Source organism: Ruegeria sp. CDSA021 (assembly GCF_059612325.1).
Window position 1 is genome coordinate 269,138 of record NZ_JBXWQJ010000001.1, and the last position, 24,966, is coordinate 294,103.

At 56.1% G+C, this 24,966-nt stretch carries 29 protein-coding genes, 1 tRNA gene and 1 other RNA gene; 14 read left to right on the forward strand and 17 right to left on the reverse strand.

The features are described from left to right. The 15 genes from lpxA to AC2FLD_RS01415 form a co-directional block, all read right to left on the reverse strand. Positions 1-786, reverse strand: a complete 786-nt coding sequence (gene lpxA / locus AC2FLD_RS01345) for an acyl-ACP--UDP-N-acetylglucosamine O-acyltransferase (protein ID WP_496669831.1) — start codon at positions 784-786, stop codon at positions 1-3. After that, positions 783-1,256, reverse strand: a complete 474-nt coding sequence (gene fabZ, locus AC2FLD_RS01350) for a 3-hydroxyacyl-ACP dehydratase FabZ (RefSeq protein WP_496669829.1) — start codon at positions 1,254-1,256, stop codon at positions 783-785. Before fabZ ends, lpxA begins: the two co-directional genes overlap by 4 nt. Before the next feature lie 72 nt (positions 1,257-1,328). Beyond that, positions 1,329-1,907 (reverse strand): OmpH family outer membrane protein, encoded by a 579-nt coding sequence (locus AC2FLD_RS01355; protein WP_496669827.1) that lies wholly within the window; start codon positions 1,905-1,907, stop codon positions 1,329-1,331. Between the two features lie 6 nt (positions 1,908-1,913). After that, the gene (gene bamA / locus AC2FLD_RS01360; RefSeq protein ID WP_496669825.1) at positions 1,914-4,274 is read right to left on the reverse strand and encodes an outer membrane protein assembly factor BamA; all 2,361 of its coding nucleotides are present in this window, start codon (positions 4,272-4,274) and stop codon (positions 1,914-1,916) included. Positions 4,275-4,402: 128 nt separating this feature from the next. Beyond that, positions 4,403-4,546, reverse strand: coding sequence for a hypothetical protein (locus AC2FLD_RS01365; protein WP_172677849.1), 144 nt, complete (start codon positions 4,544-4,546; stop codon positions 4,403-4,405). 81 nt (positions 4,547-4,627) lie between these two features. Beyond that, a complete protein-coding gene (rseP, locus tag AC2FLD_RS01370) occupies positions 4,628-5,980 on the reverse strand; it encodes an RIP metalloprotease RseP (protein WP_496669823.1) in 1,353 nt (450 codons plus the stop codon). A gap of 4 nt (positions 5,981-5,984) precedes the next feature. Beyond that, complete coding sequence (gene dxr, locus AC2FLD_RS01375) at positions 5,985-7,157, reverse strand: 1-deoxy-D-xylulose-5-phosphate reductoisomerase (protein WP_496669821.1); 1,173 nt, start codon at positions 7,155-7,157, stop codon at positions 5,985-5,987. Beyond that, positions 7,157-7,939 (reverse strand): phosphatidate cytidylyltransferase, encoded by a 783-nt coding sequence (locus AC2FLD_RS01380; protein ID WP_496669819.1) that lies wholly within the window; start codon positions 7,937-7,939, stop codon positions 7,157-7,159. Before AC2FLD_RS01380 ends, dxr begins: the two co-directional genes overlap by 1 nt. Continuing rightward, complete coding sequence (uppS, locus tag AC2FLD_RS01385; RefSeq protein ID WP_496669817.1) at positions 7,936-8,667, reverse strand: undecaprenyl pyrophosphate synthase; 732 nt, start codon at positions 8,665-8,667, stop codon at positions 7,936-7,938. The genes AC2FLD_RS01380 and uppS overlap by 4 nt, the downstream gene beginning before the upstream one ends. Before the next feature lie 9 nt (positions 8,668-8,676). Next, entirely contained in the window at positions 8,677-9,240 is a 564-nt protein-coding gene (gene frr / locus AC2FLD_RS01390; RefSeq protein ID WP_050602391.1) for a ribosome recycling factor, read from the reverse strand. A 178-nt stretch (positions 9,241-9,418) separates the two neighbouring features. After that, positions 9,419-10,414 (reverse strand): acryloyl-CoA reductase, encoded by a 996-nt coding sequence (acuI, locus tag AC2FLD_RS01395; RefSeq protein WP_496669815.1) that lies wholly within the window; start codon positions 10,412-10,414, stop codon positions 9,419-9,421. Positions 10,415-10,517: 103 nt separating this feature from the next. Next, on the reverse strand, positions 10,518-11,621 hold the full coding sequence (locus AC2FLD_RS01400) for a dimethylsulfoniopropionate demethylase (RefSeq protein ID WP_050602389.1): 1,104 nt from the start codon (positions 11,619-11,621) through the stop codon (positions 10,518-10,520). Continuing rightward, positions 11,622-12,149 (reverse strand): DinB family protein, encoded by a 528-nt coding sequence (locus AC2FLD_RS01405; protein WP_050602388.1) that lies wholly within the window; start codon positions 12,147-12,149, stop codon positions 11,622-11,624. Continuing rightward, on the reverse strand, positions 12,149-12,853 hold the full coding sequence (locus tag AC2FLD_RS01410; RefSeq protein WP_050602387.1) for a DUF1326 domain-containing protein: 705 nt from the start codon (positions 12,851-12,853) through the stop codon (positions 12,149-12,151). The genes AC2FLD_RS01405 and AC2FLD_RS01410 overlap by 1 nt, the downstream gene beginning before the upstream one ends. Before the next feature lie 4 nt (positions 12,854-12,857). After that, the gene (locus tag AC2FLD_RS01415; protein ID WP_496669983.1) at positions 12,858-13,622 is read right to left on the reverse strand and encodes a DUF2182 domain-containing protein; all 765 of its coding nucleotides are present in this window, start codon (positions 13,620-13,622) and stop codon (positions 12,858-12,860) included. Positions 13,623-13,737: 115 nt separating this feature from the next. On the opposite strand from AC2FLD_RS01415, the gene AC2FLD_RS01420 reads away from it, so the two are divergent. From AC2FLD_RS01420 to AC2FLD_RS01465, 10 genes are all read left to right on the forward strand, one after another. Next, positions 13,738-14,469 (forward strand): FadR/GntR family transcriptional regulator, encoded by a 732-nt coding sequence (locus AC2FLD_RS01420; protein ID WP_050602385.1) that lies wholly within the window; start codon positions 13,738-13,740, stop codon positions 14,467-14,469. A 113-nt stretch (positions 14,470-14,582) separates the two neighbouring features. Next, positions 14,583-15,983, forward strand: a complete 1,401-nt coding sequence (locus tag AC2FLD_RS01425; protein ID WP_496669813.1) for a selenium-binding protein SBP56-related protein — start codon at positions 14,583-14,585, stop codon at positions 15,981-15,983. Positions 15,984-15,996: 13 nt separating this feature from the next. Next, positions 15,997-16,650, forward strand: coding sequence for a hypothetical protein (locus tag AC2FLD_RS01430; RefSeq protein WP_496669810.1), 654 nt, complete (start codon positions 15,997-15,999; stop codon positions 16,648-16,650). A gap of 59 nt (positions 16,651-16,709) precedes the next feature. Then, positions 16,710-17,360, forward strand: coding sequence for a TenA family protein (locus AC2FLD_RS01435; RefSeq protein ID WP_496669808.1), 651 nt, complete (start codon positions 16,710-16,712; stop codon positions 17,358-17,360). A gap of 17 nt (positions 17,361-17,377) precedes the next feature. Further along, complete coding sequence (locus tag AC2FLD_RS01440; RefSeq protein WP_496669806.1) at positions 17,378-17,740, forward strand: DUF4345 family protein; 363 nt, start codon at positions 17,378-17,380, stop codon at positions 17,738-17,740. 36 nt (positions 17,741-17,776) lie between these two features. Further along, positions 17,777-18,124: a transfer-messenger RNA gene (gene ssrA, locus AC2FLD_RS01445) on the forward strand. Positions 18,125-18,223: 99 nt separating this feature from the next. Further along, positions 18,224-18,655, forward strand: a complete 432-nt coding sequence (locus AC2FLD_RS01450; RefSeq protein ID WP_496669804.1) for an ester cyclase — start codon at positions 18,224-18,226, stop codon at positions 18,653-18,655. Positions 18,656-18,781: 126 nt separating this feature from the next. Next, positions 18,782-19,597, forward strand: coding sequence for a chromate resistance protein ChrB domain-containing protein (locus AC2FLD_RS01455; protein ID WP_496669802.1), 816 nt, complete (start codon positions 18,782-18,784; stop codon positions 19,595-19,597). Beyond that, a complete protein-coding gene (gene chrA / locus AC2FLD_RS01460; protein ID WP_496669800.1) occupies positions 19,594-20,847 on the forward strand; it encodes a chromate efflux transporter in 1,254 nt (417 codons plus the stop codon). Before AC2FLD_RS01455 ends, chrA begins: the two co-directional genes overlap by 4 nt. A gap of 76 nt (positions 20,848-20,923) precedes the next feature. After that, on the forward strand, positions 20,924-21,382 hold the full coding sequence (locus tag AC2FLD_RS01465) for an SspB family protein (protein WP_496669799.1): 459 nt from the start codon (positions 20,924-20,926) through the stop codon (positions 21,380-21,382). A gap of 26 nt (positions 21,383-21,408) precedes the next feature. Here the strand turns inward: AC2FLD_RS01465 and AC2FLD_RS01470 are convergent, their stop codons facing one another. Continuing rightward, positions 21,409-21,972: a hypothetical protein gene (locus tag AC2FLD_RS01470; protein ID WP_496669797.1), complete on the reverse strand. Its 564-nt coding sequence runs from the start codon at positions 21,970-21,972 to the stop codon at positions 21,409-21,411. Positions 21,973-22,179: 207 nt separating this feature from the next. On the opposite strand from AC2FLD_RS01470, the gene fumC reads away from it, so the two are divergent. From fumC to AC2FLD_RS01490, 4 genes are read left to right on the forward strand one after another with little or no spacing between them, the layout of a single operon-like run. Further along, a complete protein-coding gene (gene fumC, locus AC2FLD_RS01475; protein ID WP_496669795.1) occupies positions 22,180-23,571 on the forward strand; it encodes a class II fumarate hydratase in 1,392 nt (463 codons plus the stop codon). Next, positions 23,568-24,086: a gamma subclass chorismate mutase AroQ gene (aroQ, locus tag AC2FLD_RS01480; RefSeq protein WP_496669793.1), complete on the forward strand. Its 519-nt coding sequence runs from the start codon at positions 23,568-23,570 to the stop codon at positions 24,084-24,086. Before fumC ends, aroQ begins: the two co-directional genes overlap by 4 nt. After that, the gene (locus tag AC2FLD_RS01485; RefSeq protein WP_496669791.1) at positions 24,083-24,259 is read left to right on the forward strand and encodes a DUF4169 family protein; all 177 of its coding nucleotides are present in this window, start codon (positions 24,083-24,085) and stop codon (positions 24,257-24,259) included. Before aroQ ends, AC2FLD_RS01485 begins: the two co-directional genes overlap by 4 nt. Further along, positions 24,256-24,477 carry a ribbon-helix-helix domain-containing protein gene (locus AC2FLD_RS01490; protein WP_050602372.1) on the forward strand — a complete coding sequence of 74 codons (222 nt, stop codon included), beginning with the start codon at positions 24,256-24,258 and terminating at the stop codon, positions 24,475-24,477. Before AC2FLD_RS01485 ends, AC2FLD_RS01490 begins: the two co-directional genes overlap by 4 nt. A gap of 301 nt (positions 24,478-24,778) precedes the next feature. On the opposite strand, the gene AC2FLD_RS01495 is transcribed toward AC2FLD_RS01490, so the two are convergent. Beyond that, a tRNA-Leu gene (locus AC2FLD_RS01495) sits at positions 24,779-24,864 on the reverse strand. Positions 24,865-24,966: the final 102 nt, after the last annotated feature.

Below are 24,966 nucleotides of genomic sequence, written 5' to 3' on the forward strand. Positions count from 1 at the left end.
TTACTTCCCCGGTGTCAGGAACGAGCGGTCACTGTGCCCGGTGACAAAGTCGACGATCCGCTGCACGTAATCGCTTTCATTGCCTTCGCCGATCCGGGAGGCACGGTCCATGAAGGTTCCATCGCCTTCAGACAATTCCTTGAACGCAGCGCGCAGCGCCGAGATATCCTCGCGCGAGACGCCTTTTCGTTTCAGACCCACAAGATTCAGGCCGTCCAGCTCACCACGTGATGCCTGCACGAGGCCATAGGGAATAACGTCCTTGGGCACCATTGTCAGCGCACCAATGATCGCGCCACGCCCGACTCGTACCCATTGATGCAGGCCCGAGATGCCGCCGACAATCACATCATCTTCAACGATACAGTGACCAGCCGCACCTGCATGGTTGACCATGATGACACGGTTACCGATCTGCACGTCATGGGCCACGTGAACGCCCGCCATCAGCAGGCAATCGTCCCCGATCCGCGTCACGCCGCCACCACCATCGGTGCCGGTATTGATCGTGACATGTTCCCGAATGCGGTTCCGTTGTCCGATTTCGAGTCGGGTGTTTTCGCCACCGAATTTCAAGTCCTGCGGGATTTCACCAATCACCGAGAAATTGAAGATGACGGTGTCTTCACCAACCGACGTATCCCCGGTCACGACCACATGGGATTTCAGCTCGACCCGATCCGCCAGTTTGACCTGCGCACCTACGTAGCAAAACGGACCGATGGTGCAGTCCTGCCCGATCTGAGCGCCCTCTTCGAAAATTGCGCTGGGATGGATTCCGCTCATGTTGTTTTTTCCATGTCCCAATCCACATAGGCCGAAAACTCGGCCTCAGCCGCCACTTCGCTTTCAACCGTGGCCCGACCGCTGAACTTGAAAAGCTTGCCGCCCTTTTTGCCGCGTACTGTTTCGACATGCATCTCAAGAACGTCACCCGGCACAACCTTGCGGCGGAACTTGCACTTGTCGATGCTCATGAAATAGATCAGTAGCTCAGTATCGATGACATCCATGCCAACACCCAGCATGACACCTGCGGTCTGGGCCATGGCTTCGACAATTGTGACGCCCGGCATGATCGGCGTGCCCGGGAAATGTCCCTGAAAATGCGGTTCGTTCATGGTCACATTCTTGATACCACGAGCCGACTGATAGCCCGAGATGTCTACCACCTTGTCGACCAGCAAAAACGGATAACGATGCGGCAGGATCCTCTGGATCAGCTGAATGTCGGCGCTTTTGGTTTCCGTGGTCATTGATCAGATATCCCGTTTTGGATGTTTCTTTTCCGCGTGGTTAGCAATACGGCAATCCAAGGGCAAGCAGCCCTATTCGCCGTTGTCCTCTTGCAGCGCGCTGCCATCACCGATTGCAGCATCGATACGGGCAATAGCGGCCTCGGTAATGTCGGCCGTGCTGACGACCACATTGGAACGTTCGATCATCACGCTTGCACCAAATTCACGCAGCAAGTCTACGAGGATGGGACGGACGATCTCAAAAAAAGTCTGTTGCGCTTTTTCGCTGCGCTGGGCCAGCGCATCCAGTTTGGCGCGCTGGCCTTCGCGATGAGACTGAACCTTGACATCAAATGCCTCGGCCAGCGGGCGAAACTCCTCGGTCGGCAAGGATGTTCGCTGTTTTGTCAGTTGCTTTTCTTCCTGGCTGAGCTCAGCCACGATCCGTTCGTTTTCTTCGGCCAGCAAAGCGCTTTCCGTTTCGACTTCACGTAGAACGCGCTGACCGAACGCTGAATCCGAAAACAGCTTCTCACTGGACAGCGTGACGACACTGGCCTGAGGCACCCCCAGCTGCTGTGCCTTCGCGACAGGAGCACCAAAAAGGACCGAAAAAACACACAAGGCCCGCATTGGGCCCCGTGCTATCATCAAGAGCTTGTTCAGCATCTGCGATCAGAACCGGGCCTGAATGGTCAGGTCAAAGTTCTGTTCCTTGTCGAAAGATTCTTTCTTGAGGGGCTGTGAAAAGTTGAACTGCAGCGGTCCGAAAGGCGTTTCCCACAGAACCGATATACCAATTACATGACGGATCGAGCCATTTGCGCCGACGATAGTTGCACCTGCAGTGTTCACATTGTCGATGTTGTAAAGGTTGCCAACATCATAGAACAAGCCACCGCGCAGCCCCAACTCTTCGGGCAAACCCAACGGGAAGTCGGTTTCGAACCGGGCAACCCAATAGTAGTTGCCACCGATAGCGTCATCCTGACCATTGGACAAATCACGTGGGCCAATACCGGCAGGTTCAAACCCGCGGAAAGTGTTGGGCCCCAACACGAAACGGTCGACGGCACGGCTGAAATCATTGCCAGTCCAGTTCAAAGCGCCAAGCTCAACCGTGGCCCGCAAGACAACTTCTTCGTTCCAAACGCGGGTTTGGGCAATACCACGCGCCGTGGTCTTGAAGAACTTGTTGTCTCCGCCAAGACCGGCCGCATCAACACCCACTTCGAACAGAATGCCCGAGTTCGGATCCAGACCACCGCGTCTGCTGTCATACACGTAGGACAGTCCCAGAGTGCTGGATGTCCGCTTGCCCTGTGCAATCTCTGACGAGATCACCGCGCCGTTTACCTCGTTGTCCTGCTGCGTCATCTCGCTGCGATCCCAACCATAACGCAGTCGCAGTGACGAAAGTTCGCCAATGGCATAAGTCAGCTGTGGGGTGAAGAACAAAGAACTGGTGTCATAGCTGGCAAAGCCCGAGTTTGTTCCCGACAAACCCAAACCCAGGTCAAAACGCAGTTTTCGGCCCAACAGGTAAGGTTCGGTGAAGCTTATCGAGTATTCCTCCGAATCCTGCGCGGTCGAAATCGTCAGACCAAGGTTCTGACCACGGCCCAGGAAGTTGGATTCGTTCAGACCAATTGCGATCCCGAAACCGTCCGTCACCGAGTAGCTACCACCCAGGCTGAGCGAACCGGTGGGTTGTTCTTCCACATCCACATCCAGGATCACCTGGCTGGGTGACGACCCTTCACGCGGCTCTACATCCGCGTTGGCGAAGAAGCCCAAAGCATTGATACGTTCGGCAGCCTGACGAATTTCGCGGGGGTTGAACGGGTCGCCCTCTACCGTGTCAAACTGACGGCGGATGACGCGGTCCAGCGTGGTGGTGTTGCCTTCGATATCGATCCGTTCAACAAAGATGCGCGGACCTTTTGTCAGTACGAATTCCACATCCAGTGTCAGGTCGCGGTCATTGCGCGTGATACGCGGCTCGACCCGCAGAAAGTCCACGCCTTGCTTGACGCCCAGACGTTCCTGGCGGGCGATCGAGTTTTCGATCAGCGTGGGCGTATAGGTCACGCCCGGTTTGATCTTCAGCGCATCTTGATAATCGGCGGCGTTGATGCCCGGAATTTCGCTGACCGTCGTGATTTTGCCGAACGAGAATTTCTGACCTTCGGTAACGTTCATCACCAGAAAGAATGCATCCCGCTCGCGGGTAAACTCGACATTGGCACTATTCACACGGAAATCGATATAGCCGCGCGACAGGTAGAAATCGCGGATGACCTGTTTGTCGAACTCGATGCGGTCGCCGATAAACGTGTCGTTACGGAAGAAAGTCCGCAGGAATGTCGCCTGTTTGGTCTCAAGAACGCGGCGCAAACGGCGATCCGAAAAGGCCCGGTTGCCGACAAAGCTGACACGCTCAACTTCGATGGTTGTACCTTCCGATACTTCGAAAACCAGATCGACACGGTTATCACTGCGGCGAATGATCCGAGGGATGACAGTTGCGGCCACCCGGCCCTGTGCCGAATACACTTCGGCTATAGTGTCTGCATCCGATTCAGCGACCTGAGCGGTAAATACGCGGCGCGGTTCGGATTGAATGACGTCGAGCAGAACGTCGTCTTTGACGCGTGAGTTTCCTTCGATGCTGATCTGGTTGATCGTGGGGTATTCCTGAACTTCGATGACCAGAGTCGTGCCACTTGGCGTTAGCTCAACTGTTTCAAATACACCACTGTCAAGCAAACGCTGATAGGCGTCATTGATCTGTCCGGCTGTGACCGTCTGGCCCGGTTCGATTCCCGTTCGGGCGATAATCGTACCGGTTTCGATCCGGCGGTTGCCCTCAACCTGGAAGGAGTTGATCGTGAAGTTCTGCGCCTGCGCAGCGTTCGGAAATGCGGTCAAACTCGCTGCAACAAAAAGGAAAAGAACCGTTAGCGCCTGCCACAAAATATTGTTTGTCGGCATTTGCCCCCCGCAGGATGTGCCCGCGTCTCGCCTGTCAGTCATTTTGCGCTCTACCCAGAATTTTACGTCTTTAATGCTGAGTAACGGGATTGAATGAGCTTGTCAAAAGGCGAAATAGAAGCACTCGGGCACGCAGCCAGATCGGGGGGAGTTGTCGATTTAAGTAAGAATCACAATCCGGCCAGATAGACACCGGCTAAGTAAGCTGCACATGCCAGCGCCAGAGCGGTCATCGCAAAACTCAAAAAAACATCCCAGTTCAAAAGGAACAGAAAGCTGAAGCCCTGGTAGGATTTTTTGAGCGCTTTGGTCATGGCAATACCCTTTTCAACGCGAAAGACTATAGCCGTGAAATAAGGCGGGAATGCGGCCCAATTCTGCGCCGCGCGCCACAATCAGCAGAACAGATCGTTACTGACCGACAAAACCATCAGCGAGAGGATAAAGGTGATTCCAAGCGCCATGAGAATCCGAAGCGCTCTGTCACTGGGTGGTTTGCCGGCGACAGCTTCATAGGCGTAGAACACCAGATGACCGCCGTCCAAGGCTGGGATCGGGAACAGGTTCAGCAAGCCGACAGCTGTCGAGAGAACAGCGATGAAGAAGATAAAGTTCTGCGCCCCCTGGCTGGCCATCGCGCCCGAGGTTTCGGCAATCCCAATCGGACCGGAAATGTTGCAAGTACTGATCGCACCCGTCACCATATGCCACATACCAGACAGAGACCCTTCGATAATGCGACCCGTCTGAATGAAACCACCACGCAGGGAATCGTAGATACCAGCGGGTTCCGTTGCTGGGTCCAGCATCATGCCGCCGACAATCCCGATCCGCCAATGTGTGACGAAACCACCTTCCGGTTTCGGTTCATCCGTGCGGCGCGGGGCCAGAGCAAACTCCAGGTCCGACCCTTCCCGCCAAACATCCAATAACAGAACCTTTCCATCCGAGCTTTCGACGAAGTCCTTCAGCTGATCGAAGGCATAGATAGGCTCGCCGTTCACGGCGGTGATGACATCCCCCTGCTCAAGCTGGATATCCATGGCAGCACTGCGCGGAGCCACCTGTCTGATCAGCGGCGGGAACATCCAGGGGGCCTGAACATCCATCGTTTCGCCATCGCGGATTACCGTATAGTTCAGAACCGGTTCCACGGGCAGCGCATCGATGAAATCCTGCCAAGCACCCTCTTCATCATAATCCGGTGTCGGGATGCCTGCGATTGCAGTGATCACATCCCCTTCCCGCAGCTCCTGTACCGTCCCGGGCAGAGGTTGCAGAGAACCCACGGTCAACGGCTCGCGCGATACCCCCTGGGACCAAAAGATCATACCAAAGACCAAAATGGACATGGCGAAATTGAACGCCGGTCCAGCCGCCACTGTGGCAGCCCGCGCCCATAAAGGGGCCCCATGCATGGTGCGCCGCAACTCTTCCGGGCTTTGGGTCGCGATCTCGCCCATCGCCTCGTCATCCTTGCCCGACGCGGCATTGGCATCACCCAGAAATTTCACATATCCACCAAATGGTAACAGCGCGATCTGCCAGCGGGTGCCACGCTTGTCGACACGGCTCCACAATACCGGCCCGAACCCGATCGAGAATACCTCAGCATGGATGCCTGACCACCGTCCGACAATGTAATGACCGTATTCATGCACGGCCACGATGACCGACAGCGCGATGACAAAAGCCACAATCGTCCAAAGAAGATTGCCAAATTGCGGTATCAGCGAAAGTACGTCCAAAATTCTATCCTGCTCGTTCCACCACGGTGTCATCGACCCATTGTCGTGCCAAATGGTCCGTTTGCTGTACGTTATCAAGGGTCATCGGGGCATCAATAAGGCTGTCTGCGACATCAAAGCGGTCCAGAACCGCCGCCACAGCATCTGCCATGTCAAGAAATCCGATCCTGCGCGCAATGAAATGGTCCAACGCACGTTCTTTGGCGGCGTTGAAAACAGCGCCCGCCAGACCACCACGATCCATAACATCCCACGCCAGTTTCAGCGCAGGATACCGCGTCAGATCCGGTGCCTTGAAATTCAACTGCCCCAGTTTCGCAAGATCAAGTTGTTTCACAGGAAGCTCACGCCGTTCTGGCCAGTGCAGGGCATACCCGATGGCATGACGCATATCTGGTTCGCCCATGTGGGCCATCATCGCACCATCCCGAAACCCGACCATCGCATGCACAATCGATTCCGGGTGAACCAAGACCTCGATTTGTTCAGGCGAAACGGCAAAGTACTCATGGGTTTCAATCACTTCCAGAGCCTTGTTGAACATGGACGCGCTATCGATCGTAATGCGCTGTCCCATGTCCCAATTCGGGTGACTGGACGCCTGTTCAACCGTTGCATTGGCCAGTTCTTCCAACGGCCAGTCGCGGAAAGCGCCGCCGCTGGCCGTAATGATCACACGCTCCACCGCGCCGATGTCCTCTCCGACCAGCGCTTGAAACACGGCTGAATGCTCGCTATCGACCGGCAGCAATTGCGCGCCGTGCGCCTTGGCCGTGCGCAAAACCAAAGACCCGGCACAGACCAGCGTTTCTTTGTTGGCAAGCGCCAGCGTTGCCCCCTGTTTCAGCGCTTCAAGTCCTGGTGCCAGTCCCGCGGCACCCACGATGGCAGACATGACCCAATCCGCAGGGCGTGCGGCAGCTTCCGCAATCGCACGTGCCCCTGCCGCCGCTTCGACGCCGCTGCCGGCCAGAGCTGTACGCAGATCATCCAACCTGTCTTCATGCGCCGTCACAGCCAGTTCGGCCCCCAAACGGCATGCATCATCGGCCAGCTTCTGGATGTTTAAGCCGCCCGTTAAAGCCACGACCTCGTAGTCGTCTGGCGCGCGGGCGATCAGGTCGATTGTGTTTTGCCCGATCGAGCCCGTGGATCCGAGAATAGAAACCCTGCGCATTACATTCCACCTGGCGCATAGATCAGCCCCGCGATCAGAACAAACAAGGCAGCGCCCATCATACCATCAAAGCGATCCAAAAAGCCGCCATGGCCCGGGATCAGGTTTGAACTGTCTTTGACTCCAAACTTGCGTTTGACCGCACTTTCGACAATATCACCAGCCTGACTGGCCATTGAGGCCAAAACCGAAACAATAACGAAGGCCACTCCGAAACCGGCATGGGCCGCAAAGACAATCCCGACGCAAGCAGCAGCCGCCCAACCCCCTGCCGTACCCGACCATGTCTTTTTCGGACTCACCTTAGGCCAAAACTTGGGGCCACCTATCGCTTTGCCTACAAAATAGCCTGCAACATCCGTCGCAACCACGACCGCAATCAGCCAAACCATCCAGCCAAAGCCAGAATTCTCACGGATCGAGATAAAGCCTAGTCCAGCCCCAACGATCCAAACTGCAAACAACGCATACAGAATTTTCGACCGGCTCAACTGCCCCATACCCACCAAGGCGGGCGCGATCACCACGGGCAGTGTATAAACTGGCGGCAAATGATAGCTCAGCAGAACCGACGCGCTTGTAAGAATACCCAATTGAACGGCCACGCCAGGGCTTTGGGGCTCGATCATGCGCACCAATTCCCAGGCCATCAAACCACAGGCGACCGCAATAAAGGTTTCGAACCACACGCCACCCAGCCACACCTCAATCGCGCCGATCGCGACCAGTACCGCTGCCGAAAGAACTCGCGCCGTCAGGTCAGACCATCGGCCCTCGCTCATGCCAGAACCGCTCCGAACCGGCGTTCTCTCGAGCCGAAATTGCGACATAGCCGTTCAAGCTCGGTGGCGGTGAAATCCGGCCACAGGGTATTGATGAACTCATACTCGGAATAGGCGGACTGCCACAAAAGAAAGTTCGAAATACGCGCTTCACCGCTGGTACGTACGACAAGATCGGGGTCAGGAAGTACACGCGTATCCAGATACTTAGGCAATGTTTCCTCATCCACCTCGTCAGGTTTCAACCGTCCTTCAGCGACATCCCGCGCCAGTCTTTTCGTGGCGCGCGCCACTTCATCCCGGCCACCATAGTTTAGCGCCACGGTCAGATGAACGAGGTCATTGTTCTTTGTTTCTTGTTCCAGAGCATCCATCAATTCGGTCAGTTTTGTGTCCAACCGCACGCGGTCACCAATAAATCGTACGCGTACACCGTTTTCAGCCAGCGTCCGGGTTTCTTTGATGATGTACCGGCGAAACAGGCTCATCAGCCCCGCCACTTCAACCTGTGTCCGCTTCCAGTTTTCAGTCGAAAACGCAAAAACGGTCAGATACTTGATCCCCAATCTTGGGCAGGCTTCGACGATCTCGCGAACCCGACGCGCACCGGCGTGATGACCGAACAGCCGGGGGCGGCCACGCGCCTGAGCCCAGCGACCATTGCCATCCATGATGATGGCGACGTGACGCGGGCCGCAAAGCAGTTCGGGTTGGGGATCTTTGGGCATCAAACCAGCTCAGACCTGCATGATTTCGGCTTGCTTGGTTTCAAGTGCTACATCAACCGCCTTGATCATCTCATCCGTCAGATCCTGAACTTCGCTTTCCCACAGCTTCTGATCGTCTTCCGACATTCCGTCTGCCTTGGCTTTCTTGATCTGGTCCATACCGTCGCGACGCACATTGCGGATCGCAACACGCGCGCTCTCTGCATATTGCCCGGCAACTTTACCCAGTTCGCGGCGGCGTTCTTCGTTCAGTTCGGGAATCGGCAACATGATGATGGTGCCGTTCAGCTGAGGATTGATACCAAGGCCGCTTTCGCGAATGGCCTTTTCTACCTTTCCAACCAGTGACTTATCCCACACATTTATAGTCACCATTCGGGGCTCGGGCACGTTTACTGTGCCCACCTGGTTGATCGGCGTCATCGAGCCATAAGCGTCAACCATCACCGGCTCAAGCATCGATGCCGAAGCACGACCCGTGCGCAGCGAGGCAAATTCGGTTTTCAGATTGGCCATGGCGCCATCCATGCGGCGCTGCAAATCATCGATGTCCAGTTCGAAGTCGTCAGACATGCTGCTCACTCCCCGTATTCAGGTACTCTTTGGATGGGTCTTACGCCATCACAATTGGGATGTATAGCAATCATGGTCGGGAATTGTATCAATGGCCAGAGGTGTTGCGACCATTTTGTACCAACTTGACGCAGCTCCAGCCGAGTGACCTCGGCCAGAGCTGCCCGGATACCCAAATCTATGCGTTCACATCAACCACAACGCGGCCCTTGACCTGCCCTTTCAGGATATCGGCACCCAACTGAGGCAGATCCGAAAGTGCGGCGGGCTGGACCATCGCGTCCAACCTGTCCATCGGCAAATCAGTGGCGATCCGCTTCCAGGCGCGCAACCGGTTGCCATAAGGCTGCATCACGCTGTCGATCCCCAACAGGTTCACTCCACGCAGCAGGAACGGAATCACCGTCGCGGGCAGCGCCGCGCCCCCGGCCAAACCTACCGCTGCAACCGAACAGCCATATTTCATCTGACCCAGAACACGCGCCAGCATCTCGCCACCCACTGCATCCACGCAGCCAGCCCAGGCCTCGCTTTCCAGCGGACGTTTGGTGGTCTCGTTCAGGTCATCGCGCGGCACAATGGTCGTCGCCCCCAATGACTTCAGATAGTCACCGGTTTCGGGCCGCCCGGTTACTGCGGCAACCTCATATCCCAGATTGCCCAGAATGGCCGTGGCGACCGACCCGACACCGCCAGCAGCCCCTGTTACCAGAACCGGCCCCCGATCCGGGGTCAGCCCGTGATCCTCCAGTGCCATGACCGCTAGCATGGCCGTGAAACCGGCGGTACCGACAGCCATGGCCTGCCGCGCGTCCAACCCGTCAGGCAGCGGGACCAACCAATCGGCCCGCGCATTGGCTTTCTGAGAGTAGCCGCCCCAATGCGCCTCACCGACACGCCAGCCGGTCAGAACAACCTTGTCACCGGGTTTGTAGCGATCATCTGACGAAGCTTCGACCGTACCGGCAAAATCGATGCCCGGCACATGCGGATAGGCCCGCACCAGCCCGCCCCCTTTGGGAGACAGGCAAAGACCGTCCTTGTAGTTGACCGTTGAATACTCAACAGCAACGGTGACTTCACCTTGCGGCAGATCATCTTCCGACAACTGTTTGACCGATGGGCTCGCCAATCCGCTTTCTTCGTCCTTCTCCATCACCAGAGCATTGAACATTTTCAAATCCTTTCGTGTTTCTGCGCCTAGCCCGGTTCTTCACCTGGCCCAAAATATCCCGGGGGAGTCGCGTAGCGACGGGGGCAGCGCCCCCAACCCCCCTTTAAATCCAAAAATGCGCCTGCACGGTTGCGCGACGCATTCCATCCGGTGTTTCCACGTCCAGTTCCGTTCCCGCTTCCCAGTGGCTCAATCGCACCATGCCAATCGCCACGTTGGTTTTGAAATCAGGCGACCAGGCGGCGGACGTCACCTGACCGACCCACTTTCCGTCCGCGTAAAGACCCCAAGGCCGATCGCAGCCCGGCACAGGATCGCCCGCAATCGCGATAGGTCGGATTTGCTGAATGGGCCCTTCCTTGGCCACGCGCAGCAACGCGTCGCGACCGATGCAGCCGATGGCCGTGTGTGTGTTGCAGAATTTGCCCAAACCACATTCATGTGGGGTGTTGTCATCAGTCATGTCATTGCCATAGGACAACAAACCGCCCTCGATCCGCTCGATCAGGTTTGGACAGCCTGCACGCACCCGAAGATCTTCGCCTGCACCAAACAACGCGTTCCAGAGGGGCATACCAATGTCGCTGCCCTCAACATAAATCTCAAACCCGCCCTGTTTGGAATAACCCGAGCGCGCCACGGCCAGATCGCGCCCTTCAAATTCGAACATATCGAACTTGAAGAACCGGATGTCCCGTACTCGGTCTCCAAACACGCGGGCCATAAGCTCATCTGCCTTGGGGCCCTGAACCGCAAGCGGCGATACATCCGGTTCGTCCACCAACACATCCAAACGATACCCTACGGCGATCCCTTTGACCCACAGCAACAAGTCACTGTCAGCAATCGAGATCCACCAACGGTCTTCAGACAGTTTCACCGCCACGGGATCATTCAGCATTCCACCCGTTTCATCAACGATCGGCACATAGAAACACTGGCCGGGCAACATCCCTCGCAAGTCGCGCGGAGTCAGCATCTGCATCAGACGTGCGGCGTCCGGCCCGCGCAGTTCAACCTGACGTTCACAGGCCACATCCCACACCTGCACATGGGTCTTCAAATGCCGGTAATCGGCCTGAACGCTTTCGAAAACAGTGGGCAACAACATACGGTTATATACCGTATACCCCTTGACCCCAGCGGCTTCGACCCCATCCGAGAATGGCGTGCGCCTCAGGCGGCGAGAAGCAGATATTTGCGGCATTCAAACCTCCTGTGGCATGAAGACAAGATCACTGACGGGTGCTTGAGATCCAGCCTCGGTCAGCATTTTGTGCAATTGTCCGCGGTGGTGGGTCTGGTGGTTGAACATATGGATGACGCAACGCGCGTAAGGTAAAGTAATGTCGGCCTGTTTCGCGGCCGAATACCATGTGAACGGACCTGTCAGAGGTTCATCCTCCAGGGTTTCCGCCCATTTGATGATCCGCGCGTCGATCTTTTCACGCAGGGGCAGCCACGCAAGCAAGTCGGGGCACAGATACACGCTTTCATGAATACCACCGCCTGCGCGGTGAACGTTGCTTTCCGGTCCGTCCCCATTTTCAAAACGAGACATCCAGATCCAATCACCCCAAAGCAAATGGTTGGCTGTGCCCAGTATCGAGCCAAAAAAAGCACCACGTTCGAGGATCAGTTCTTCGTGAGAAAGTGCCTGAAAGAACTCCGCCAACTGCTTGTTTTGCCAATGATTGTACTGCGCCATCTCACGTGCGTATGCGCCGGTGATCATCACTTTGGCCCGCGCCAGTCAATCGGGCAAATTTCTGCTGACTTTCCGCCAAAGTCCCAAACCCGACCGTAATCACGCACTTTCGATTTCGTGCCCCGTGCCACGATAATGTCCGGTCCCATCCAGTATTTCGAGTTCGATACCATGACAGGATGCTCTGGATCTTTACCGCCGAGCATCTCGATCTCGCCCTGAATCTTGCGACCTATCATGATACGACGCTTGGTCCCGTCGCGTTCAATCTGAACCGGTGCGCGCTCGGCCCCTATGATCTCGCTGACCAGCATGGTGAAGAGCCCGGTGGTACCGCCCGCCTGTCCGCTAAATATTTGCAGTAAACCATTGTAGGCCTTACCGCTGGCCCGTTCGTCGACATACGCCGCTACTTTCCACTGACCTTCGCCCATCCGGCCCGGAATATCGACCAGCAGTCCGACATTCAGCCCCGACAGATCTTCGCCCTCGTAATGTCCTTCATCAACGATGATGCCCATCCAGGCATGGCAATGGCCCTCGGTCGGAGGATGCGCGCCCAGCGACACAACACAGGGGCAGAACACATCGCACGAGCAGTTCAGGATCAATTCGCCTTTGATCGCCCATTCAGTCGGGCTCATCTCGCGCCGTTTAGGGTTTGGCATCCGGCTGTCGATCCGCTGGCTGATGGGCAACCTATCGGCTTCTGGTTTTCTGTTTTTTGCCATTGGCTTAACCTCCGTAGCTAATTGGATAGACGAGCAGGACCAGACCGCCCGCTATTAATGCAAACCCCATGGGCCGCGTTATCGCGTGCCCGATCTGGGGGAGTTTTTCCAAAACCATGAACAGCGTCGCGAGACCCATCCACAACAGGCTCATGACACCGCCCACAAATCCCAGCGCCATAAAGCCCCAGCAGCAGCCGACGCAAAACACGCCCAGGCCTAATCCCATGCGAACACCACCCGCGAAACCGGTTTTCCAGTGGCCTAGAAAATAGGTCATAGGTGCGTGACAGACTCCGTGGCAAACCTCTTTCACACGGGTGAACTGAAAGGCCCCCACTGCGATCATCAATCCGCCCGCAAGCCAGCCGGACTTGGTTATGCCCAGCATATCGACCACACCGCCAAACAACAAAACCAGCTGAATTCCTGCAATCAGAGCCGCAAATCCAACCCAGACGATCGAATACCCCGCCAGAACGCCCATCCAGCCCGCACGGCTGCCATTGGCGCTGCGGATCAGGTCGTCATAGCTTCGCAGGGTTGGTACAAGCGTAGGCAGCATCATCGCCGCCATCATGATCGCCCACATTGAGAACAGCGGCCCAAACTCGGCCATGGGCATATACATGTCCATGCGCGGATCCATGGCCGCCATGGTCTGCCCCATTGGTCCGGGGCGACCGATCAGATCAAGGTCCATGTCTCGGCTCATTGAGAACATGACCCACCACGCCCACAAGATCAGGACATAAAAGCCCAGCCACATTCCGCTGCGCAGCCACGTACGACTCACTTCGGCCTCCCGACTCAACTCCCTTGCTTTTCAAATGTCAGACTTTTAAATGTCAGACAAATAAAAACTTGCCCAAGGTCCTCTGAAGATGAAAGCCGCGCCCCGGAAAACCGCTGACCTGTCCGCCCAGATCGCGCAAGCCATTCGGGATGCGATTGTGTCAGGTGAGTTAATCGTTGACGCACGCCTGCCTTCCGAGGCTGAACTGTCCGATCAATTTCAGGTCTCACGCCCAACTGTGCGTGAAGCGTTGAAACGGCTTGCAGCACAATCCCTGATCCGCACTCAACGCGGCGCGTCAGGCGGCGCGTTTGTGAACCGGCTGAGTTTTGAGGACGCCTATTCCCAGCAGGTCACGACCTCGACCCTGCTGCTTTCAATGAACGCCGTCAGCTTCGATACCGCCTGCGAGGCGCGCTATGCTCTGGAAAGAGCCTGCGCCCCGTTGTCTGCACAGCGACGCACAGCGGACCAACTGGCCACCATGCGAGCCGAGATTTTCCGTCAGTCCCAACCCGGTCTGACGGATGAAGCATTTTGCGCTTCGGATGTCACCTTTCACCGTGCGCTGGTGGACGGGGCGGAAAATCCGGTGCTGTCTTACCAACTGGCCGGAGCTGTAGAAGCGATGCAGCCGCTGATGAACATGATCACCTTCACGGCGCGGTCCCGTGAGGAAATCATTACGCTACACACCAGAATAGCCGACGCGCTTGAGGCACAAGACGCTGAAACCGTGGACTCAGCCCTGATCGATCTGGAACACTATACCCGACAGCTGGCTCAGGATGTGGTCGAGAGCAAACGCAAACCCGCCTAAAGGCGCACACGCACTCAGAAGACGAAAGGCAGAAGAGCAGGTAGAATGTCACCCGGCGACAAGACCGGAACTCTCAATATGAATTGAAGGTCAATGACTTACGGGAGGACGTTATGAACACTAGACCGGACCCAACCTTTTATCCATCTGCCAAACTTGCGATGGAGGGCCCCACTGAAACGCTTGCTTTCACCTTGATGCTAAGCCCTGATTTTTCGCAGCCCGACGGGCTGGCGGTTGTGAATGTCGATCCGACATCCGACGATTTCGGGAAGATCGTACATCAGGTGATCATGCCAGAGAAAGGCGACGAGTTTCACCATTTCGGTTGGAACGCATGTTCATCCGCTTTGTCACCGCTGACCGGGCACGCCTTTTTAGAGCGGCGCTATCTGATCATCCCAGGTATTCGTTCCAGTCGGATATACGTCATCGATGTTAAAAACCCGCTCGAGGCGAAGATTCACAAGATCATCGAACCCGAAGAAGTCTTTGCAAAGACTGGGTATTCCCGCCCGCATACGATCCATTGCGGACCCGAAGGCATCTATGTCAGCACACTGGGCGGTGGTGGTCCCGACGGCACCGACGGACCTCCGGGCATTTTCATCATGGATTGCGAGAGCTTCGAGATCATCGGGCGCTATGAGATCGAACGCGGCGTGCAGGACAAGCACTATGATTTCTGGTGGAACCTGCCGCGGGATTACATGGTCAGCTCTGAATGGGGCCTGCCCCCACAATTCGAAAACGGAATCGTTGCCGAAGATCTGCTGTCGAACAAATATGGCCATCGCATCCATTTCTGGAACCTGCGCAACCGGACAAATATCCAGACCATCGATCTGGGTGAAAATCACCAGATGGCGCTGGAAATCCGCCCGGCCCATGACCCGGTCAAACAGTACGGGTTCTGTGGCGTTGTTGTGGATACCACCAACCTGCAAGGTGCGATCTTCACCTGGTGGCGCAATGATGACGGCACATTCGAGGCCAAAAAGACCATCACCATCGATCCGCAACCTGCTGATCCGAATGATCTGCCAGATTTGCTCAAAGGGTTTTCGGCTGTGCCACCTCTTGTCACCGACATCGATCTCAGCCTGGACGACAAGTACCTCTACGTCTCGTGCTGGGGCACAGGAGAGATGCACCAATACGATGTGTCGGACCCGATGAATCCCAAACTGGCGGGCATGGTTGAAATCGGGGGGATCGTAAAGAAAACCAAGCATCCGAATGGTCAGAATTTTGGCTATGGCCCTCAAATGGTTGAAATCAGCCGCGATGGCAAACGCGTCTACTGGACCAATTCGCTCTATTCCACATGGGACGATCAGTTCTATCCCGGCGAAGGCGGCGCGGCCATGGTCAAAGCGGATGTTGGCGAGAACGGCGGGCTGACGCTGGATCCGAAATTCTGGGTCGCGTTCCCTGACGGCTATCGCAGCCACCAAATCCGATTAGAGGGTGGAGACTGTTCGACCGACAGCTTCTGCTACCCATCGGTCTGAGTTGGACGTTTTGATGACATCAACGGCCGGCCTTTGGCTGGCCGTTGTTCTGAGTGGCGCCTATCACGGTCTGAACCCCGGCATGGGCTGGCCGCTGGCGGTATCATCTGCCTTGATGGAACAACGCCAATCCGCCCTATGGCAGGCACTGGCGGCTTTGGCAGGCGGGCATTTCGTGGCCATGTTGGGGGTGTTGCTGCCTTTTGCCCTGATGACGGTTCTGGTCGATTATCAGAAAGAAATCCGAATCGGAGCTGCGCTGATCGTCATCGGGATGGGGCTGTTCATCGCCATCACCCGCCGCCATCCCCGCTTTCTGTCACGTATTCCTCCAAGCAAACTGGCGTTATGGTCTTTCCTCGTCGCGCTCGCCCACGGGGCCGCCCTGATGCTGGTTCCAATCTATCTGGGCCTGTGCGCTGTTGATGAACTGGACGCTGGGCATCAAGCAATTTCGCGGATCATGACAACCAACACCCTACTGGTTCTTGGTGTTGCCGCGTTGCACACGGCCGCCATGGTTCTGGGCGGAGGTTTGCTGGCCTTCGCCGTCTATCGCTGGCTGGGCCTGCAGGTTCTGACACGCAGTTGGTTCAACCTGGAACTCATCTGGGCGCTGAGCCTTATTCTGGTCGGAGGTCTTGGCCTTTGGTCCGCGCTCGCGTGACCTTGTACTTTGTTTTGAAACGCGCTTTGTCTTCGGCAAGACAAATACGGAGCTTCCAAATGCAAGACCAAGCCCGCCCAACCGAAATGCTGCGTCTGGGCAGGAACAACGACTGGCAGGCCGCCACCACCCACGCCTTCACGCGCGAACTGTCCGACGGCACCCTGCCTCAGGGCAAGATGCGTTGGTACTTGCGGCAGGATTATCAATTCGTAGACGGGTTTGTGCGCCTGCTGGCCAGTGCCATCGCGAACGCTCCGACACTCGCAGACAGCGTGCCTGCCGCGCAGTTTCTGGCGGTGATCACTGGCCCCGAGAACACCTATTTCCTGCGTGCCATGGAAGCTTTGGGCACAGAACCCAGCACTGACCCCGCGCCTGCCACACAGGCGTTTCAGAACCTGATGGCCGAGGCGGCAGCCTCTGGCCGATACCAGAACATGCTGGCCGTGCTTGTTGTGGCCGAATGGGTCTATTTGAGCTGGGCCAGCCCGGAAAATCCACCCAAAGACGGCTTGCCCTTCTGGTTTGCCGAATGGATCACGCTACATGCGGGCGAAGGCTTTGAAAGCGTGGTCGAATATCTGCGTTGCCAGTTGGACAAGGTCTGGCCCACGCTGGATGCGGCTGAACAGGCCGAGGTCACGCGGTTGTTCCATCGCGCAGTCGAACTGGAACGCGATTTCTTTGACGCGGCCTACGCGGCCTGAACCACAAGGGGGCCGGAATGGTCACAACATTGAACGTCATCGCCGCCTTGCTAACCGTTGGGTTCGGAGCGTTTGGATTTCTGGCCCCGGCACACACAGCGTCTGCTTTGGATCTGGCGCCCACCAACAGCACAATGGGACTGTCCGAGATGCGCGCCTCGGTCGGCGGATTGTTTGTTGTGACCGGACTTGTCGTGATCTGGCTGAACAATCCGATGGCCTATGTGATGCTGGGCGTTGTCTATTCCGGGGCGGCTTTGGGCCGGTTCGTGTCGATTGCACTGGACAACCCGCCATTCGCCAAGGCGTTGATTTTTGGGGGAATTGAGCTGGTTCTGGCGGTTTGGCTGATTGCCGCGAACTATCATAAAGCGGCTTAACCGGCTTAAGATTTAGGGCGGTTCAGACGCGATTCCGAGTTTGCATCCGCCCATCACCTCACCTATATAAGACATGTCCTTCGGGACTATGGACATAAACGCGCTCGTAATAAGCGGATCGGACCCGGGGGCGGTACCCGGCGGCTCCACCAATCATCCTTCGTTTGGGGATTTTGGGGCCGAAACAGGATCGACGAACGTCTAAAGGGGTTAGCTTTGTCTCGGCTGTCTGCCACCGTTACCGGCGAAAATAGTACAATTGCAAACGACAATCGTGCTCCGGTTGCAGTTGCTGCGTAAGCAGTAACAAGACCGAAATCTAAGCCCTTGCGCCTAGCCGCGTAAGGCGGGGTTCGCAGGTACCTGGCAACAGAAACCTGCATAACCCCCAATATGTCTGATTTTATTGCCCTGCTCTGCGCGCATTCAGAGTTTGTTCATTCCTGCCTGTCATCATGCCCTCACTTGGACAGGAGAACTGGGATGACAAATTCAGAGATACTCAGAACATGGTATTCTGAGGTTTGGGAAAACGGAAACACCGAGGCGATCGATCAGTTCTTTGCACCTGAAACAATGGCGGAAGGGCTGATTCCTGAAATGCAGGTCGGTGCTGACGATTTCCGTGATCTGGTCACGGCCTTCCGCCATATCCTCGGTGACATCAAGGTAGAGCTGCCCAAGATTATCGAAAACGAAGATTGGGTCTCGGCCATCCTGCATGTGCATACGTCCCGCGCCGACAATGGCGCACCGCTGGAAGTGACCGGTCAGGTAATGGCGCGCTTCAAGGACAACAAAATGGTCGAGGCGTACAACCACTTCGATTTCGTCTCGTTTTTTGAAGAACTGGGCCAGTTTCCCGCAGACACCCTGCCCGTTTGTATGACCGGGCAAAGACTGGACTGGGCCTGAATCCAAAGCAATCTTGACCCCAACGGCGCTTGCACGGTAGCAAGAGCCATGGGGTAAAATTGCGAACGCCCCGTGAGGCGACAGCCTAAGTTTCGCATGTATCCGAAATAGCTCAGGAGACATGCCATGGCTGCGCCCAATTCAATAACACCGAAACAACTATTACGCCTGATCGGAACGCCACAGGCGCCGGTCTTGGTCGATATTTGCGTGGATGCCGACTTTGACGACGATCCTTTTTTCATCCCAGGCTCCGTTCGCCATGCCGCCAAAGATCTTCCGGGGCTTCTTGATGTCATTGCTGACCGCCCCAGCGTCATCATCTGTCAAAAGGGTAAAAAGCTGAGCCAGGGTGTCGTGTCATGGCTTCGAAGCGAGGGGCAGCAGGCCGAGTATCTGGAAGGTGGTATGTACGCATGGCGGGATATGCCGGGCGCTCCACGTATTCCCGCCTCTGCTATTCCGCCATTCCACGACCGCGGAACCCTATGGGTCACACGACATAGGCCCAAGATTGATAGAATTGCCTGCCCCTGGCTGATCCGCCGGTTTGTGGACCCTAATGCACGTTTCTTATTCGTCGCCCCGTCAGAGGTTCAAAGCGTCGCCGATATCTTTGGTGCGGTCCCGTTTGATATCAATGATACGTTTTGGAGCCACCGCGCAGACAAATGCACATTTGATACGATGCTCGACGAGTTCAACCTGCACTTGCCCGCGCTGGACCGTTTGGCAACCGTCGTTCGCGCAGCAGACACCAATCGACATGACCTCGCACCAGAAGCCGCGGGATTGCTGGCGATTTCGGTCGGACTATCCCGCCAATACCGTGATGATCACGAAAATCTCGACGCAGGAATGTCTGTTTATGACGCCCTGTATCGCTGGGCCCGCGACGGCTTTGATGAAAGCCATGACTGGCCGGCGGAGCGTCACACATGACGCCGACACTGAATGAGTTGGTCAAAGTATTTGGTCGTATCGGCCTGTTGTCATTCGGCGGTCCGGCGGCACAGATATCCCTGATGCATCAGGAATTGGTTGAACGTCGACCTTGGCTGGATGAACAGACCTATCTGCGCGCCTTGTCGCTGTGCATGTTGCTGCCGGGCCCCGAGGCGATGCAACTGGCCACCTACGCGGGCTGGCGCTTGCGTGGGGTCACCGGCGGCTTAATCGCTGGCAGCTTGTTTGTCTTGCCCGGAGCCTTGATTATCGCGATCCTGGTCGCGCTTTATGTTGCGTTCGGAGATGTTCCGTTGGTGCAGTCGGCCTTTATCGGCATCAAGGCGACCGTCATCGTGATCGTCCTGCAGGCGCTGCGCAACCTTTCGCGCAAGGCTATGACGGACAAGGATCATCGCATCATCGCTGCGCTGTCTTTCCTGTCCATTTTCCTGCTGAACCTGCCCTTCCCGCTGATCATTTTTGCTGCCGCACTTTGGGGATATGCGACATTCAGGGGCCCGTTCGAACCACCTAAGCCGAACCAAACATCGCAGCTTGCACGCTCTGCCCGAACGGCCGCTATCTGGCTGCCGCTTTGGCTGGGCCCGCTGGTTGCGTTAACCCTCAGCGGTCATCAATTGCTGAGCGATCTGGGATGGTTCTTTGCGCGACTGGCCGTTGTTACCTTTGGCGGCGCTTATGCGGTGTTGGCCTACATGACCCAAACGGTTGTGGATCAGTATCACTGGATCAGCACAGATCAGATGATCGACGGGTTGGGTCTTGCCGAAACGACACCCGGCCCACTGATTCTGGTGACGCAATTCGTTGCGATGCTTGCGGGCGCGCTGAGCGGAGGTTTCGGCCTGGCGCTGGCTGCTGGGGTCGTCGCGCTTTGGGCTACATTTGTGCCTTGCTTTCTGTGGATATTTCTGGCTGCCCCCTATCTGGATCGGTTGGCCACACGCCCGCGCCTGTCTGCGGCTCTTCATGGCATCACCGCGGCTGTTGTAGGCGTGATTCTCAACCTCTCCGTGTGGTTTGCCCTGAACGTTCTATTCGAATCAGTCCCACACATATCCTGGGGTCCGCTGGCAATACCCGTGCCGCAACTTTCTCAGCTGGACTTCACAGCTTTGGGCTTAACTATTCTGGCTGGGGTCTTGATTTTTCGAGCCAAATTGGGGATGGGCATGGTGTTGGCCCTGATGTCCGTCGCCGGGCTGGCCGCTCACAATATCTGATCAATCCGGCCATACCCGCTCTTTCGTTTCCGAACAAAAGCCCTATGCTGGTCGTAACCACTTTTGAGGATCACACATGTCGCAAGGCATCGATTACGGTAACCTGATGCACTCCGCCATGCGCGGACTTATCAAGAAAGTGCTGACGGATGTTTCCGAAACCGGTTTACCCGGGGCGCATCACTTTTTCATCACGTTCGACACGCGCGAGGACGGGGTCGAGATCGCCGACTGGCTGCACGAGCGGTATCCCGAAGAAATGACAATCGTCATGCAGCATTGGTTCGAAAACCTTGAGGTTGGCGAAACGGGCTTCGCAATCACATTGAATTTCGGTGACTCACCCGAACCGCTGTATATCCCCTATGCTGCGATCAAGACCTTTGTGGACCCGTCAGTCGAGTTTGGCCTGCGGTTCGAAAGCCCCGAGGATGAGATCGATGAAGAGGACATCTTGGAAGAGTCGATTGAGGTCGAAGAGGAAGAGACACAACATGACGCCGATGTTGTGTCCTTGGACAGCTTCCGGAAGTGACCCGCACAACCCCGCCCCGTACGGGGTTATTTTCTTTGCAAGAATGTCTCGACCGACCTGGATTTTACCCCGTCAATAAAGCGAGAGAAGGACAGGTTCAGCCCGCCTTCACCCAGTGTTCGGTCGAATTGCTGTAATTCGTATCCCCCATCCTCATCAATGAACAGGGAATACACGGTCAGCGTGTCATCGACGATGCGCCCCCAGACAAAGGGTTCACCCTTCATCGGGTCCAACGGCACTTCGTGGCCGAACACGTTGCGCTTCATGGCTGCCGAAAACAAATCGCCACGCCCCGAAGGCACAAAGTCGATAGAGAACTTTTGTTCCTTTACGCGCCCGTCCAATTTGTAGGTCGTGGTCCGCCAACTGACATTAAACCCGTTTTTGGTTTCAAAAATGGAAACGCTCATGTCCCGCGGGGTCGAGGTGCCGTCCACATCCTCGACGCTTGCAGAACCGATATAATCTCCGACAAACGGGGCAATTTCTGCTGCCCGTGCAGAAAGGCTGAATACGGACAACCACACCGCGCAAACAGCAATGGCCACGACGGCTTTGGACAGCGCAAATCGATGGAAATTCGGCATTTTGTCCTCCACGGCGTTCACCCTCCTATTGTAGCTCAGAGGGGCCTGCACACAATGGCACAATCCATCTCTTTCTCATTTAAAGTGACGCACCCCGGCACCTATACCTTTGGAGCACCTGAGTTTAAGGTGCGCGCAACTGGCCGATTGCGTCACGGCTTTGCTGCGGCTAAACGGCATACAATCGCATACCAGACGGAGTGACAGATGTCTCAGACCCGCACCGAATCCGACAGCTTTGGCCCGCTAGAAGTCCCTGCCGACAAATATTGGGGCGCACAGACGCAGCGTTCGATCATGAATTTCCCCATCGGTTGGGAAAAGCAACCCGTCGCCATCGTCCGCGCGCTGGGCGTGATCAAAAAGGCCTGCGCAATACAGAACAAGGCCACCGGCAAACTGGAAGCCAAGATCGCCGACGCGATCATCGAGGCCGCCAGTGAAGTGATCGAGGGAAAGTTTGATGACAACTTCCCACTGGTCGTCTGGCAGACCGGCTCTGGCACCCAGTCGAACATGAATTCGAACGAGGTTATCGCAAACCGCGCCATCGAGATCCTGGGTGGTGTGATTGGCTCAAAAGACCCGGTGCATCCGAACGATCACTGCAACATGGGTCAGTCCTCGAACGACACCTTCCCCACCGCCATGCATATCGCCGCTGCCATGAGTGTGCGCGACGTGCTGCTTCCGGGACTTGAAAAGCTGGCCTCAGGGCTCGAGCAGAAGGCCGAAGAATTCAAAGACATCATCAAAATCGGCCGGACCCACACCCAAGACGCGACGCCTTTGACGCTGGGACAGGAATTCAGCGGTTATGCCCATCAGATTCGTCAGGGAATCGCCCGTGTTCACGCGGCGATGCCGGGAATTTACGAACTGGCGCAGGGCGGTACTGCAGTTGGTACTGGGCTGAACACGCAGCATGGTTGGAGCGAGGCCGTCGCCGGCCATATGGCCGATATCACCGACCTGCCCTTCGTGACCGCGCCGAATAAATTCGAGGCACTGGCAGCCCATGATGCCATGGTGTTCCTGTCCGGCGCTTTGGCCACCATTGCCGGTAGCTGCTACAAGATCGCCAATGACATTCGTTTCCTGGGCTCCGGTCCGCGTTCGGGTCTGGGTGAACTGATCCTGCCCGAGAACGAGCCCGGCTCGTCGATCATGCCCGGCAAGGTGAACCCGACACAGGCCGAAGCGCTGACACAGGTCGCCGCGCATGTGATGGGCAACAACGCCGCGATGACTTTCGCAGGCAGCCAGGGTCATTTCGAACTGAACGTCTACAACCCGATGATGTCCTACAACCTGCTGCAGTCAATCCAGCTGCTGGGCGATGCTACAGACAGCTTTTCCGAGCGGATGTTACTGGGCATCAAGGCCAACGAACCGCGCATCGACAAGCTGATGAAGGAATCGCTAATGCTGGTCACGGCGTTGGCCCCGACCATCGGCTATGACAACGCAACGAAAGTTGCCAAGACGGCGCATAAGAACGGCACAACCCTCAAGGAAGAGGCCATCGCACTGGGCTTTGTGGATGAGGCGACCTTTGACGCCGTAGTTCGCCCAGAGCAGATGATCGGGCCTAAATGACGGCGCGATTGACGCAAATAGCGCTGTGCTTGTCTCTGGCAGGCATGGCGACAACAGCCCAAGCGGAACTATTTGGGCTTATTGATGCAAGGCTGGAATGGATGCGGGACGTGGCAGCGTATAAATTCGCAAACGACCTGCCCGTCGAAGATCTTGCCCGCGAACAGATCGTCATCACCGGGACGTTGGAAACGGCAACAAAGGCCGGTTTGGATCCTAAGGCGACCCAGGCTTTTTTCGAATCCCAGATCTCGGCTGCCAAAGACATTCAAACTTGTTGGATCGCCCGGTGGGCCTCTGATCAGGCCCCAACCACCTATCGTGACTTAACGCAGGAGGTACGCCCCGCCATATTGGACCTTGGCGCCCAGATTATTGCTGCACTGCAAGACCAAACACCTGTTCATGCCTCAGATCGGGATGATTTTAACGCTGTGGTTCAGGTTGATTGTTTGTCCGAAGACAGTAAGAAAGCCCTGTTCGATGCCCTGACGCAGGTAAGAACTTTTCAATGAGCACCCCGATCAACCTGAATCGGTTTCGCAAAGAAAAGGCTCGGGCCAAAAAAAAGGCCCTTGCAGACCACAACGCCGTAACCTTTGGGCGAACCAAGGCCGAGAAAGAGGTCATCAAGCTGCAGCAGGAAAAGCAGAAGCGCGACCTCGACAATCATGAGTTGGACGGATGAGCGGCCGTCCGGTTAAACGCTCTTTGACCCTCAAGGGGCACCGAACTTCGGTGTCATTGGAGGATGAATTCTGGCGCGCTTTCCGTCAAATTGCCGCTGAAAAAGAAATGCCAATCAACGTTTTGGCCGCACAAATTGATGTGGCACGTGATCCTGAAACGGGTTTGGCCTCGGCCATTCGCGTCTTCATCCTGAAATGGTATCAGAACAAGACCTGAAGCGCTGTGTTTACGATCCACCTCATTTGCGCCGTCACAGAGGCTCAAAAGCAAGATGCGTGGTCAATAACATTCAAAGTCGCCTGATTGTTTCCCAAGCTAAACTAGACCACCGTGCCATTCGAAACAGGTGTGAGGCAAAGGTGCGACTTCAGCTTCGACGTCGAAACCGGCTTGGGGATATGATCGTCGCGTTGCAACTTCGCCGAAAAAACTCGAAAACGACCTGCCGGATTTTGCAACAATAGGCACATGCAACCCTCTGATCACAAGCGTCAAACTAGAATCGGAGGAAATAATGTGGTGCCCAAGGAGAGACTCGAACTCTCACGCCCGTGAAGGCGGGGGATTTTGAATCCCCTGCGTCTACCATTCCGCCACTTGGGCCACGGACACTGAATTAGCGCTCATCCAAGCGAAGGTCCAGAGGCAAAAAACATCCAATATTCCATTTGTTTCAATATCGGCGGTTGACGGTCCATCAGGTGC

Coding starts and splice junctions, on each gene's coding strand:
- lpxA (WP_496669831.1), bottom strand. CDS start 786: ATGAGCGGAATCCATCCCAGCGCAATTTTCGAAGAGGGCGCTCAGATC.
- fabZ (WP_496669829.1), bottom strand. CDS start 1,256: ATGACCACGGAAACCAAAAGCGCCGACATTCAGCTGATCCAGAGGATC.
- AC2FLD_RS01355 (WP_496669827.1), bottom strand. CDS start 1,907: ATGCTGAACAAGCTCTTGATGATAGCACGGGGCCCAATGCGGGCCTTG.
- bamA (WP_496669825.1), bottom strand. CDS start 4,274: ATGACTGACAGGCGAGACGCGGGCACATCCTGCGGGGGGCAAATGCCG.
- AC2FLD_RS01365 (WP_172677849.1), bottom strand. CDS start 4,546: ATGACCAAAGCGCTCAAAAAATCCTACCAGGGCTTCAGCTTTCTGTTC.
- dxr (WP_496669821.1), bottom strand. CDS start 7,157: ATGCGCAGGGTTTCTATTCTCGGATCCACGGGCTCGATCGGGCAAAAC.
- AC2FLD_RS01380 (WP_496669819.1), bottom strand. CDS start 7,939: ATGAGCGAGGGCCGATGGTCTGACCTGACGGCGCGAGTTCTTTCGGCA.
- uppS (WP_496669817.1), bottom strand. CDS start 8,667: ATGCCCAAAGATCCCCAACCCGAACTGCTTTGCGGCCCGCGTCACGTC.
- frr (WP_050602391.1), bottom strand. CDS start 9,240: ATGTCTGACGACTTCGAACTGGACATCGATGATTTGCAGCGCCGCATG.
- acuI (WP_496669815.1), bottom strand. CDS start 10,414: ATGTTCAATGCTCTGGTGATGGAGAAGGACGAAGAAAGCGGATTGGCG.
- AC2FLD_RS01400 (WP_050602389.1), bottom strand. CDS start 11,621: ATGCCGCAAATATCTGCTTCTCGCCGCCTGAGGCGCACGCCATTCTCG.
- AC2FLD_RS01405 (WP_050602388.1), bottom strand. CDS start 12,149: ATGATCACCGGCGCATACGCACGTGAGATGGCGCAGTACAATCATTGG.
- AC2FLD_RS01410 (WP_050602387.1), bottom strand. CDS start 12,853: ATGGCAAAAAACAGAAAACCAGAAGCCGATAGGTTGCCCATCAGCCAG.
- AC2FLD_RS01415 (WP_496669983.1), bottom strand. CDS start 13,622: ATGTGGCTGGGCTTTTATGTCCTGATCTTGTGGGCGTGGTGGGTCATG.
- AC2FLD_RS01420 (WP_050602385.1), top strand. CDS start 13,738: ATGAAAGCCGCGCCCCGGAAAACCGCTGACCTGTCCGCCCAGATCGCG.
- AC2FLD_RS01425 (WP_496669813.1), top strand. CDS start 14,583: ATGAACACTAGACCGGACCCAACCTTTTATCCATCTGCCAAACTTGCG.
- AC2FLD_RS01430 (WP_496669810.1), top strand. CDS start 15,997: ATGACATCAACGGCCGGCCTTTGGCTGGCCGTTGTTCTGAGTGGCGCC.
- AC2FLD_RS01435 (WP_496669808.1), top strand. CDS start 16,710: ATGCAAGACCAAGCCCGCCCAACCGAAATGCTGCGTCTGGGCAGGAAC.
- AC2FLD_RS01440 (WP_496669806.1), top strand. CDS start 17,378: ATGGTCACAACATTGAACGTCATCGCCGCCTTGCTAACCGTTGGGTTC.
- AC2FLD_RS01450 (WP_496669804.1), top strand. CDS start 18,224: ATGACAAATTCAGAGATACTCAGAACATGGTATTCTGAGGTTTGGGAA.
- AC2FLD_RS01455 (WP_496669802.1), top strand. CDS start 18,782: ATGGCTGCGCCCAATTCAATAACACCGAAACAACTATTACGCCTGATC.
- chrA (WP_496669800.1), top strand. CDS start 19,594: ATGACGCCGACACTGAATGAGTTGGTCAAAGTATTTGGTCGTATCGGC.
- AC2FLD_RS01465 (WP_496669799.1), top strand. CDS start 20,924: ATGTCGCAAGGCATCGATTACGGTAACCTGATGCACTCCGCCATGCGC.
- AC2FLD_RS01470 (WP_496669797.1), bottom strand. CDS start 21,972: ATGCCGAATTTCCATCGATTTGCGCTGTCCAAAGCCGTCGTGGCCATT.
- fumC (WP_496669795.1), top strand. CDS start 22,180: ATGTCTCAGACCCGCACCGAATCCGACAGCTTTGGCCCGCTAGAAGTC.
- aroQ (WP_496669793.1), top strand. CDS start 23,568: ATGACGGCGCGATTGACGCAAATAGCGCTGTGCTTGTCTCTGGCAGGC.
- AC2FLD_RS01485 (WP_496669791.1), top strand. CDS start 24,083: ATGAGCACCCCGATCAACCTGAATCGGTTTCGCAAAGAAAAGGCTCGG.
- AC2FLD_RS01490 (WP_050602372.1), top strand. CDS start 24,256: ATGAGCGGCCGTCCGGTTAAACGCTCTTTGACCCTCAAGGGGCACCGA.